Source organism: Bradyrhizobium sp. WSM2254 (genome assembly GCF_000472645.1).
Taxonomy (GTDB): domain Bacteria; phylum Pseudomonadota; class Alphaproteobacteria; order Rhizobiales; family Xanthobacteraceae; genus Bradyrhizobium; species Bradyrhizobium niftali.
In genome coordinates, this window is record NZ_AXAB01000081.1 from 1 (window position 1) to 11,441 (window position 11,441).

Sequence of the window (11,441 nt, forward strand, 5' to 3'; positions counted from 1 at the left end):
TGGGCCACATTCGAACTGCCGGACGTTGGGCACATGGCCATGCTCGATGAGCCAGACCGCTTGAGCGAGTTGATACTGCAAGCCGCGTGAGATCGACCTCCCCATAGGTAAGGTGCAGACACACGCCGCACTGCTTTATGTCCGCCTTGCGTCAATCGCGTCACTTTGGGCGCGTGCCGTTCGCTTCCGGTCTACGCCTGTGAACGGACATTGTTAGACCGCTCTGGCATGTCTCAAACGGGCCAGAACCGGACGTCACGCAATTCTATGTCGCCGGCTCATGGACGACGGACCTTGGGGCGGCATCGCCCTTCGTTACTCTCCAGCTCCTTGAGCATGCGGTCTCGCCGGTGGATACACTGCGCTTGACGCATAGAATTTACAACAACTTCTGGGCCTCATCGAGGTGTCGCTCGCCCTGCGTTATGTATCGCTCGGATCAAATCCTGTGCAGGCCAACACGTACGAGGGCGCCGGTATCGAGCGTACCCGGCAAACGTTCTTTCGACGCGTTGTTACGAGGTCCCGTGCTACGGACATGTCGTCGTTGCACGGCGTCAACAGCTCAGCACCGAATACAAGTTTTGCAAGTATCTCCGCCGAAGCTTCCAACACTGCGGAGCTGCCAAGCGGCCGGCCGAGCCGGATGGCTGTGGGTGTCGCTGCGACACGGAGGTTCGGTAAAATTGGACGGCACCGTCGTTTTGACGCAAACGGCTATCTGCCTCTCAAACTCAACCACGACCCGGGACGTCGACTCGACTCCCTGCCGACCACTCACGCCTCGGTTGCTGAGCAGGCAGCAAGCAGCTGCCTACTGCAACCTATCGCCGAGCGCTTTTTCCGCTTGGGTGCGGTCCGGCAAGCTGCCCTCGCCCCTTGCCGGCACAACGCGCTGGGATCTGAAAGCTATCGACTTCGCATTGGACGCAATGAGCGGCCTGCAACCGCAACAGGAATCGTCCGCCTTAGATGAATGGAGAGCAAAACGTGCGCGTCGTTCTTAAAGGAATTCATAGGGTCAAGCGTAAGCTCGCCAATGGCGAGCTGAAGGTGCATTTCTACGCGTGGCGCGGCGGACCCGCCATCCAGGCAAAGCCAGGTACCCCCGAATTCGTTCGAGAGTATCATGACGCGCACACAAGCCTTCGGCAACCACGCGCAGGCACGTTCATGACGATCATCGCGCAGTACAAGGCCGCACCAGAATTCACTGGCCTAGCGGCCTCGACGCGCCGCGCGTACCTCGCCTATATTAAGCTGATCGAAGACGCGTTTGGCGACCTACCGGTGGCAGCTCTGGCCGACCGCCGCGTGCGTGGTGAATTCAAGACCTGGCGCGACTCGTTCGCTGAGACGCCACGTAAGGCCGACTACGCCTGGACGACGCTGGCGCGTGTCATGTCGTTCGCGAAGGACCGCGGCATCATCGCGATCAACCCATGCGAACGCGGCGGCCGCCTCTACGTAGCAGACCGCAAGGATAAGATCTGGACGGAGCAAGACATTGCCGCGGTCCTAGCGGTCGCCTCCAGCGAGATCCAGCTGGCGCTGATCTTGGCTCTATGGAGCGGGCAACGGCAGGGGGACCTTCTGCGTCTCCCCTGGTCGGCCTACGAGAGCCCCTACATTCGTCTTCGCCAATCGAAAGGTGGTCGCAGGGTTGCAATGCCCGCTGGCGCGCCGCTGCGGGCCCTGCTTGATGCGACGAGCCGCCAGGGCCCGCTTATCCTGACGAACACACTGGGCCGCCCCTGGACCTCCGATGGCTTTCGGACGTCTTGGGGAAAGGCTTGCGAGCGCGCCGGCATCGACGGCCTGACCTTTCATGACTTACGAGGCACAGCGGTGGTTCGGCTTGCGATCGCAGGCGCCAGCGTGCCGCAGATCGCGGCCGTCACAGGACACTCGTTGAAGGACGTCGAGGCTATTCTCGATGCGCACTATCTCGGTCGCGACATTCAGCTCGCAGAAGCTGCGGTGCTGAAGCTCGAAGCGAGAACAAAACTGTAAACGGTGGTGTAAACGGCGCTGGTTTTGCCGTTTGATCAAACCACTAAGTGTTTGATTTATATGGTGGGCGCACCAGGGCTCGAACCTGGGACCCGCTGATTAAGAGTCAGCTGCTCTACCAACTGAGCTATGCGCCCGAAAGGCGGTGAATGCCTTGCGAGGCCGGTCGTTTAGCAAAGCGATCCGGGTCTGGCAAGCGATGCGGCGAATGTTTTCCAAGGTTCTTCCACAGGCCCCAAAAAGCGAAAAGCCGCCGGATTCCAGCGGCTTCGCCAAGGTCAATCCCGCGGGAAATACGGGGTCGCTCAGAGCCGGCCGTCGCGGTCCCGGTCCGGGCCGCCGTCGCGGTCACGGAAGTGGTCCATACCGCGCTCCATCATGCGGTCCATGCCGCGTTCCATGAAGTGGCGGGACGGGCCGTCCTCGCCGCCGCCGAACGGGCCGCGGTGACGGGTCAGTGCGGCGAGGCGCCGCTTCTGGCCCTCGTCCAGGGTCTTGTAGAGGGGATCGGCGGCATCGGCGATCTTCTTCAGGGCCGCGGAGGAAGCCGCCATGTCCTCGGCACGCTGGCGCAGGCGGGCGACCGGATCCTCCGGCTTGTCGGCGGCGCCGGGGGCGGCATCCATGCGCGCATTGGCGCGGTCGATGCGCAGCTTGGCGAACTCGCGCACGGCGGCCTCGACCGGCGGCCACAGCTTCTCCTGGTCGGCGCTGAGCTTCAGCCCGGCATGGACGGCGGCGATCCGCGCGTCGACGAAGGCGGCACGGTCTTCCGGGTTCATCCGGACGTGGCGGAAGTGCTCCATCCACGGGCGATGAAATTGGGCATAGACCGCGCCCGAGCCGGCGATGCTGAGCACGGCGATGGCGGCGATGGTGAACTTCCTCATCCGAACCTCCTCTGGAAGGATGCCCTGAAGATGGGCGCCGCGCGCCCCGCGCGCAACTTACAACTTGGACAGGGAGGGCGTCCTGACGAGGATGTAACGCCTGATTTTACCTCCAGCCGCAACCGGAAATCATTCGCAACAAAAAGGGCTTCCGCGCCTGGCACGGAAGCCCCTTCATTCATGCATCGTTTGGGTCAGTTCGTCGTGCTCTTCGATTCCTTCAGGAATTCGTCGATCAGCGGCTGGCCGACGCGGCTGGCGGCATCCTTGTAGACCGGCTCCATCGCCTTGCGCATCGCCTCGTCCTGCTCCGGCGTGAGCTTGATGATCTCGCTCTTGCCGCCCTTCTTGATCTCGGCCAGCGCGTCGTCGTTCTCCTTCTGCGACTGCGTGTTGTTGAAGTCGGTCGCCTCCTTCATCGCCTTCGACAGCTGCTCGCGGATGTCGGCGGGCAGATCGTCCCAGAACTTCTTGTTCACGATCACGACGTAGCCGATGTAGCCGTGATTGGTCTCGGTGATGTACTTCTGCACCTCGTGCATCTTCTGGGTATAGATGTTCGACCAGGTGTTCTCCTGACCGTCGACCACGCCGGTCTGCAGCGCCTGGTAGACTTCCGAGAACGCCATCACCTGCGGCAGCGAGCCGAGCGCCTTGAACTGGGCCTGCAGCACGCGCGAGGACTGGATGCGGAATTTGACGCCCTGGTAATCGGCCGGCGCGATCAGCTTCTTGTTGGCGCTCATCTGCTTGAAGCCGTTGTCCCAATAGGCGAGGCCGGTGATGCCCTTGGAGTCCAAAAGCTTGAGCAGACGGAGGCCGAGCGGGCCTTCCGTCACCTTCCGCAGCGTCTTCAGGTCGGGAAGGATGTAGGGCAGATCGAACACCTCGAACTCGCGGATGCCAAGCGGGCCGAATTTCGAATTCGACGGCGCCAGCATCTGCACGCTGCCGAGCTGGAGCGCCTCGAGCTCTTCCTTGTCCTTGTAGAGCGTCGAGTTCGGATAGACCTCGACCTTGACCTTGCCGCCGGTGTACTTCTCGGCGAGCTCCTTGAATTTTTCCGACGCCTTGCCCTTCGGCGTGTCGGTGGCGACGACGTGGCTGAACTTGATGATAACAGGCGATTGGGCCGATGCCGGCCCGGTCAGCGCCAAAGCCGCAATCGATGCCGCAGCCCAAATGAGTTTCCGCATGCTTCCTCCGGTACGTTTTTTTGTGGGGCACGGACCGCCGGCCCCAAGCCTTAAATTCTTGGGAGGCAGCTTTATAGGGAAGCAGGCTGAGGCGCCATTGCCCCTTAGCAGGGGTCTCCTTGCAAAAATGCTGTATCCGGGCGGAAAACGTCTGAGGCGGCGATCAACGAAAAACGCGGTGCCAAGGGCACCGCGTTTCCGCCGTTTCATCCGGAGCGTGAACGTTCAGCTCGCCGCGGCCGTCGTCACCGTGTCGCGCTGGCGCTTCATGACGATCTTGTTGAGCGCGCCGAGATAGGCCTTGGCCGACGCCACCAGAGTATCCGGATCCGCCGCGCGCGCCGTCATCGCACGTCCCTCATGCGACAGCCGCACGGAGACTTCCGCCTGCGCGTCGGTGCCTTCGGTCACGGCGTGGACCTGATACAGTTCGAGCTTGGCCTCGTGCGGCACCAGCGCCTTGATGCAGTTGAACACCGCGTCCACCGGACCGTTGCCCTCGGCTTCCTCGATCTTGATCTGGCCGTCGACGTCGAGCTTCATGGTCGCGCGCTGCGGGCCATGGGTGCCGGCGATCACGGTCAGCGAGGTCAGCTTGATGCGGTCGTGCGACGCCGCCAATTCCTCGTCGACCAGCGCCTCGATGTCCTCGTCGTAGATGTCCTTCTTGCGGTCGGCGAGCGCCTTCATCCGCGTGAACGCATCTTCCAGCTGGTTCGGACCGAGCTTGTAGCCCATCTCCTCCAGCTTGTGCACGAAGGCATGACGTCCGGAATGCTTGCCGAGCACCAGCGATGACTGCTTCAGGCCGACCATTTCGGGCCGCATGATCTCGTAGGTCGAGGCATCCTTCAGCACGCCGTCCTGGTGGATGCCGCTCTCATGCGCGAAGGCGTTCCGGCCGACGATCGCCTTGTTGTACTGCACCGGGAACGAGGTTGCCGCCGACACCACCTTCGAGGCACGGGTCAGCTGCGTGGTGTCGATCTTGTTCCACCACGGAAACACGTCGTTGCGGACGTTGATGGCCATCACGACTTCCTCGAGCGAAGCGTTGCCGGCCCGCTCGCCGATGCCGTTGACCGTGCATTCGATCTGGCGCGCACCGCCGGCGATGCCGGCCAGCGAGTTCGCCACCGCCATGCCGAGGTCGTTGTGGCAGTGAACCGAAAACACCGCCTTGTCGGAATTCGGCACCCGCTCGATCAAGGTGCGCATGAAGCGGCTATATTCCTCCGGCGTCGTGTAGCCGACGGTGTCGGGAATATTGACCGTGGTAGCGCCAGCCTTGATCACGGCCTCGACGATGCGACAGAGGTAGTCCATCTCGCTGCGGGTAGCATCTTCGGCCGACCATTCGACGTCGTCGATCTGGTTGCGAGCGCGGGTGACATTGGCAATCGAGAGCTCCATCACCTGCTCAGGCGTCATGTTCAGCTTGACGCGCATGTGCAGCGGCGAAGTCGCGATCACGGTGTGGACGCGGCCGCGCTTGGCGAATTTCACCGCTTCGGCGCAGCGATCGATGTCCTTTGGATTGGCGCGCGACAGACCGGCGATCACGGAATTCTTGGAACGGCGGGCGATCTCGCTGACGGCCTGGAAGTCGCCTTCGGACGTGATCGGGAAGCCCGCTTCGATGACGTCGACGCCCATGTCGTCGAGCATCTCGGCGATCTCGATCTTTTCCTCGAAGGTCATGGTGGCGCCGGGGCACTGCTCGCCGTCGCGCAGCGTGGTGTCGAAAATGATGACGCGGTCCTTGTCGGACTTGTTCGCGGGGGCCATTGCAAAATTCCTTTTGAGCTTGCGCGCCGTCAGTCTGCTGGGCGCTTGAGGTGTCCGGTGATCTCGACCAACCCCTGAGCGCCCAGGCGCGCGGCGCCCAGCCGGCCCTCAGGGGCAAGTAAGAAGAAGCCCGCCAAGACGGAGGGTGGGCAGCAGCGCGGCCGGGATCGTGGCGGCGGCCAGAGCCACCTCCCCCGAAATCCCATCGATTTGGCCGCGAATCAGCATTGCCAGACCCTTTTGAGCCCTCAAATCCTCGGTCAAAACCGTTGACGGTTGGTTGCCGGGAGGCCCAATGCGGTTGTTTCTAGACGAGAAACAGGCGCAACTGCAACGCCAAAAGATAGTCAGGGGAACTGACCTACCATGGATGCGAGCTTGCTACCGGCTATTGGGAAAAGCGAAACGAAGCCACCTCATTGGTGTCGTCCTGGCGAACGCCAGGACCCATACCGCGAGGTCTGTCCGTGGAGATCGATTGCAGTACAAGACGAGCCTTCACCAAACCACTCCCTGGGGTAATGGGTCCGGGCGTTCGCCAGGACGACGATGGGAGACATTTGCGCACAATTGCCTCAACGTCGTCATTGCGAGCGAAGCGAAGGAGTCTTTCCGCCGTGACAGTCTGGATTGCTTCGCTACGCTCGCAATGACGGAGCAAGGTGCAACGTCATAGTGATCCAACTCCCCTATCTAGGAGTTATCCCGTGCGGCGGGCGCGGGCCCGGCTTTCCCAGCGGTCCAGCATCTGACCGAGCTCGCCGGTGGCCATCGGCACCGCCTTGCCGGTTTTTGCGATCTCGTTGGTGTTGGCCGGCGCGTTGGCGTTGAGCCAATCCGGCTCGGTATACTCCCGCCAGCGGCGCGCCTCCGCCCGGCGTTTGCGGGAGACGTAGACGCGGGTGAAATAGCCGGCCACGAATGCGATCGCGAGCAGCATGACCAGTATGACGACAGCTAACACCATGAGTTCCGGCCTCTTTCCCCCGAGGAATGTTCTGCCAGCAACGCGCGCGAGGTCAAGGCTTGACAGGCCCTGAAACCGGTCCCGGTTAGCGGCGCACGGGCAGGACGAATTGTCGGCTCGGACTTTGCACAGCCGCAATGCGGCGATGTTGCGGCGTTCGCGACATCGCACGGAGGATGCGAACCTGCCCCTCGCAACCGGACGCGGACCGGACTAACCTTCGACCGTACGGCCGGATCAACCGGCCGGTAAACATGACCGGGAGGACGCGATGACACGCCAGGAGACTCGTGACCACGAGCAGCGTGACCAGGATGCTGCGCTTTCACGACGAACACTTGTCCGGGGGCTTGCGCTCGGTGCCGCCGCCACGATGGCCGGCCCCGCGCTGGCCCAGACCGGACCTGCCGCTCCGCCGACGACGATCACCACCCCGCCGCGCGATTTCGGCCCCAACGGCGCGCCGACCACGTATTTCTGGGACCCCGACATCATCGCGGTCGATCCGTCCTTCGAAGATCTCGCGCAGCCCAACACCGCGATCAAGCGCCTTCACACCGGCCTGTTGTGGGCCGAGGGCCCGGCGTGGAGCGCGCAGGGCCGTTACCTCTTGTGGAGCGACATTCCCAACAACCGGCAGATGCGCTGGACCGAGGACGACGGCCGCGTCAGCGTGTTCCGCTCCCCCTCCAACAACTCCAACGGCAATTCGTTCGACTTCCAGGGCCGTCAGCTCTCCTGCGAACATTTGACCCGGCGGGTGACGCGCTACGAGCATGACGGCACCGCCACGGTGCTCGCCGACTCCTATCAGGGCAAGCGGCTGAATTCGCCGAACGACGTCGCAGCGCATCCCGACGGCAGCTACTGGTTCACCGATCCGCCCTATGGCGGCCAGTTGTACGAAGGCGAGCCCGACGTCGCGGGCGGCCCGAGCAATTCTGGCGGCAAGCTCAATCCGCGGATCGGACAGCCGGCCGGCTTCACACCGGGCAAGCGCGAGCTGCCGACCAACTGCTACCGCATCGATCCCTCAGGCCGCGTCGACCTCGTCGTCACCGAGGAGCAGGTGCCGGATCCGAACGGTCTGTGCTTCTCGCCCGATTTCAAGAAGCTCTACGTCGTCTCGACCGGCAAGGGACCGGGCGACAGCGGCCCCGGCGGCAAGGGCGAGATTTTCGTGTTCGACGTCGGGGCGGACAACAAGCTCTCCAACCAGAAGCGCTTCTCCGACTGCACGATCGACGGCGTGAAGTGCGGCCCGGACGGCGTGCGCTGCGACGTCAACGGCAATGTCTGGGCCTCCAGCAATGCGGGCCGCGCCGTCGGTTATAGCGGCGTGACGGTGTGGTCGCCGGCGGGCAAGCTGCTCGGCCGCATCCGCCTGCCGGAAGTGTGCGGCAACGTCTGCTTCGGCGGCCCCAAGCGCAACCGCCTGTTCATGGCCGCGAGCCAGTCGCTCTACGCCGTGTACACGGCGACGCAAGGCGCAGGTCCGGGCTGAGCGGCACAAGCCTCCAATTGCGAGACGGCGCCGGCGGTCCTCGCCGGCGCCGAATTATTTCCATCGCTCCGTCGATGCTTGAACCGGGCAACAGAGGTGACTTCCGGACAGAGCGCGTGATAATTGAGCTATGGCAGACAAAATTGGCGTCGTTGTTCTCTATGGCGGCAGGTCCGGTGAGCATGAGGTCTCGCTGAAATCGGCCGCTTCCGTATTCAGGCATCTCGACCGTACCCGCTTCGAGGTGATCCCGGTCTCCATCGACAAGACGGGTCGGTGGCAATGGAACGATCTTCGGACGCTCGATCAGGCTCACGCAGCGGCCTTGCCGATCCTGCCCGATGCGCCGGAGATACGGCTCGCCAGGGGACCTGATGGACGCGGCGTCCTCATGCCGATCACACAAGGCGCCGCCCTCCCGATCGAGATCGATGTCGTCTTTCCGGTCATCCACGGGCCGCTTTGCGAGGACGGCACCGTGCAGGGCCTGCTGGAATTGGCCGACGTCGCCTATGTGGGATCTGGCGTTCTCGCCTCCGCCGTCAGCATGGACAAGGATGTCGCCAAGCGGCTCGCCGAATTCGCCGGCATTCCGATCGCGCCCTATCGCGTGCTCACCCGCAAGGCCTACGTTCAGGACCGCAACTCATCGCTTGCGAAGGCGGTCGAGGGCTTGAGCCTCCCGGTCTTCGTCAAGCCGTGCAACATGGGCTCCAGTGTCGGCATTCACAAGGTCAAGACGCCGGATGCGCTCGAAGCGGCGCTCGATGATGCGTTTCGCTATGACGTCAAGGTGCTGGTCGAACAGGGCATCGACGCGCGCGAGATCGAGGTTGCGGTGCTCGAGGGCGAGACGCTGTTCGCGAGCGTCGCCAGCGAGCTGAACACCAACGCCCATCACGAGTTCTATTCGTACGAGGCGAAATATCTCGATCCCGATGGCGCTCGGGTCGACCTTCCGGCCAAGCTCGACGCGGCACAGATGGAGCGCGTCCGGTCACTCGCCACCCAGGTGTTCGCGGCGCTCGAATGCAGCGGCTTCGCCCGCGTCGACTTCTTCCTCGACCGGAAAACCGGCGAGTTCTGCTTCAACGAGATCAACACCCTGCCCGGTTTCACGTCGATCAGCATGTATCCGAAGATGATGGAAGCCTCGGGCGTACCGTATGGCGAGTTGCTAACGCGTCTCGTCAATCTGGCGCTGGACCGGCACGGGCAGAGGCAAGCTCTGGAGCGGGGTTACGCGAGCTAGTCGATCTCCGGTCGCTCCATGCCGGGCACACGGCCGCGCAAGGCGCGCGGGGCCGCGTTGAAGTAACACAGCGCGATCATGCCCGTCGCCTCCTGAGCGAGCGGTGGGCATTCCTGTCTTTCGCAGATGCGTTGTGCGGCGGCGCACCGCGTATCGACCTTGGGCGATGTTGACTTTCCGCCGTCCCGCTCCCCATACTTCGCAAAAAGATAACAACCAATCAAAAGACGGTCTTGAGGGAGGATAGGATGCCGACTTCACGCAGGCAGCTGCTGAAGAGCTCGGCGGCTGCTGCCGCCGCACTCAGCCTCGATTGGACAAGGGCCCAGGCGCAAGCCGAGACGTTGCGCATCGGCCTGATCTACGACCTCACCGGCCCGTTCGCCGCCGGCGGCTCGGTCGCCTCGTCAATCGGGGCGCAGATCGCGATCGATCTCGTCAACGAGAAAGGCGGAGTCGGCGGCAAGACCAAGATTGCTCCAGTCGCCGCGGATTCCCAGAGCAAACCCGACGTTGCGATCAACGAGGCCGAACGCCTGATCAGCCAGGAGAAGATCGACATCATCAACGGCGTCTATGCGAGCTCGCATGCGGTGCCACTCGCGGCGAAGGTCGAGCAGCAGAAGAAGATCCTCTGGATCACGACCGCGGTCTCGACCGCCGTGTTCAAGGACAAGAACCTGCAATACGTGTTTCGCGCGCAGATCCATTCCGACCAGTACGGCCAGGCCTTTGCCGGTTTCCTCGCCGAGCATGCGAAAGCAAAGCTCGGAATGGATCCCAAGGAGGTCAAGGTCGCGCTGATCCATGAGGACGGCCCCTACGGTGTCGGCGTCGCCGCCGCCGACGAGGCCTATGCCAAGGAGGCCGGCATCCAGGTGGTGCTGCGCGAGGGCTATTCGGCCTCGGCGCCCGATCTCTCGGTGCTGGTGACCAAGATCAAGCGGGCCAAGGCCGACGTGATCTCGCATGCCGGCTACAACCCCGACATCACCCTGTTCCTGCGCCAGGCCCGCGAGAGCGGTCTACGCTTCAAGATGCTGTTCGGTGCCGGCGCCGGCTACAGCCAGCTCGACAAGCTGCGCTCCACTTTTGGTCCCGACATCGACAATTTCTGCAACATCGATCCGGTACCGGCGCAGCTGCTCGATCCGGCAAAGCTGGCGCCAGGTATCGGCGATCTGACCACCGCCATGGTGGCGCGCTACAAGGCCAAGACCGGCGCCACCGACGTGCCGCCGCACTGCTCGATGGGCTTCAACCAGACCTGGGTGCTGCTCAACAACGTGCTGCCGGTCGCCAAGGAAAAGTACGGCAGCTTCGAGCCCGAGGCGATCCGCAAGGCCGCGCTCGACGTCGACATCCCCGCCGGCGGCACCATCCAGGGCTACGGCGTGAAATTCTTCCCGCCGGGCACGCCGCTCTCGGGCCAGAACGAACGCTCGACGCCGGTCGTGATGCAGAACGCCGGCGAGCACATCTCGGTGGTGTGGCCGACGAACATCCGCACGCAAGACCCGGTGTTTCCGCTGCCGAAGGGCTCGACTTACGGGACGTGAAGGGCGGCGCTGGCGGTGCACCCTCTCCCCTTGTGGGCCTGTTGCGTTATTGGCTTTTGAGGCTGAAGACGTCACGAGAGAAGGCCTTAGTCGCGGCAATTACCTGCCAATATCTGTAGTTGTCGCCCTCGGAGGGCGGCTCACGCGGCGATCGTGGCCCACCGCCTCATGTTGAAGGCGATTGAGGCGAGCAGGACTTGTCCGGTCGCCTTGATCAGACCGACGTAGCGGATGCAGGTCAGCCGCATGCGGCGTTTGAGAGTAGCGAAGGT

General features: G+C 63.2%; 9 protein-coding genes and 1 tRNA gene. 4 read left to right on the forward strand and 6 right to left on the reverse strand.

What is annotated here, in order from left to right:
- Positions 1-990: 990 nt before the first annotated feature.
- Entirely contained in the window at positions 991-2,013 is a 1,023-nt protein-coding gene (locus A3M7_RS0137090; RefSeq protein WP_049823937.1) for a tyrosine-type recombinase/integrase, read from the forward strand.
- 61 nt (positions 2,014-2,074) lie between these two features.
- Here the strand turns inward: A3M7_RS0137090 and A3M7_RS0137095 are convergent.
- The 5 genes from A3M7_RS0137095 to A3M7_RS0137120 form a co-directional block, all read right to left on the reverse strand.
- Positions 2,075-2,150, reverse strand: a tRNA-Lys gene (locus tag A3M7_RS0137095).
- Positions 2,151-2,318: 168 nt separating this feature from the next.
- Positions 2,319-2,903 (reverse strand): Spy/CpxP family protein refolding chaperone, encoded by a 585-nt coding sequence (locus tag A3M7_RS0137100; protein ID WP_027548419.1) that lies wholly within the window; start codon positions 2,901-2,903, stop codon positions 2,319-2,321.
- 194 nt (positions 2,904-3,097) lie between these two features.
- Complete coding sequence (locus A3M7_RS0137105) at positions 3,098-4,099, reverse strand: TRAP transporter substrate-binding protein (RefSeq protein ID WP_027548420.1); 1,002 nt, start codon at positions 4,097-4,099, stop codon at positions 3,098-3,100.
- A 225-nt stretch (positions 4,100-4,324) separates the two neighbouring features.
- Positions 4,325-5,887, reverse strand: coding sequence for a 2-isopropylmalate synthase (locus A3M7_RS0137110; RefSeq protein ID WP_027548421.1), 1,563 nt, complete (start codon positions 5,885-5,887; stop codon positions 4,325-4,327).
- A gap of 700 nt (positions 5,888-6,587) precedes the next feature.
- Entirely contained in the window at positions 6,588-6,851 is a 264-nt protein-coding gene (locus tag A3M7_RS0137120; protein ID WP_027548422.1) for a hypothetical protein, read from the reverse strand.
- 274 nt (positions 6,852-7,125) lie between these two features.
- On the opposite strand from A3M7_RS0137120, the gene A3M7_RS0137125 reads away from it, so the two are divergent.
- From A3M7_RS0137125 to A3M7_RS0137140, 3 genes are all read left to right on the forward strand, one after another.
- The gene (locus A3M7_RS0137125) at positions 7,126-8,358 is read left to right on the forward strand and encodes an SMP-30/gluconolactonase/LRE family protein (RefSeq protein ID WP_027548423.1); all 1,233 of its coding nucleotides are present in this window, start codon (positions 7,126-7,128) and stop codon (positions 8,356-8,358) included.
- Positions 8,359-8,488: 130 nt separating this feature from the next.
- On the forward strand, positions 8,489-9,610 hold the full coding sequence (locus A3M7_RS0137130) for a D-alanine--D-alanine ligase family protein (RefSeq protein WP_027548424.1): 1,122 nt from the start codon (positions 8,489-8,491) through the stop codon (positions 9,608-9,610).
- Between the two features lie 248 nt (positions 9,611-9,858).
- On the forward strand, positions 9,859-11,169 hold the full coding sequence (locus A3M7_RS0137140; protein ID WP_027548425.1) for an ABC transporter substrate-binding protein: 1,311 nt from the start codon (positions 9,859-9,861) through the stop codon (positions 11,167-11,169).
- Between the two features lie 140 nt (positions 11,170-11,309).
- Here the strand turns inward: A3M7_RS0137140 and A3M7_RS50095 are convergent.
- On the reverse strand, positions 11,310-11,441 hold a 132-nt coding region (locus A3M7_RS50095; RefSeq protein ID WP_245284408.1), incomplete at its 5' end, for a transposase.

Bases quoted from the DNA above. Each gene is read 5' to 3' on its own strand.
- A3M7_RS0137125 (WP_027548423.1), top strand. From the start codon at position 7,126: ATGACACGCCAGGAGACTCGTGACCACGAGCAGCGTGACCAGGATGCT.
- A3M7_RS0137130 (WP_027548424.1), top strand. From the start codon at position 8,489: ATGGCAGACAAAATTGGCGTCGTTGTTCTCTATGGCGGCAGGTCCGGT.
- A3M7_RS0137140 (WP_027548425.1), top strand. From the start codon at position 9,859: ATGCCGACTTCACGCAGGCAGCTGCTGAAGAGCTCGGCGGCTGCTGCC.
- A3M7_RS0137100 (WP_027548419.1), bottom strand. From the start codon at position 2,903: ATGAGGAAGTTCACCATCGCCGCCATCGCCGTGCTCAGCATCGCCGGC.
- A3M7_RS0137110 (WP_027548421.1), bottom strand. From the start codon at position 5,887: ATGGCCCCCGCGAACAAGTCCGACAAGGACCGCGTCATCATTTTCGAC.
- A3M7_RS0137105 (WP_027548420.1), bottom strand. From the start codon at position 4,099: ATGCGGAAACTCATTTGGGCTGCGGCATCGATTGCGGCTTTGGCGCTG.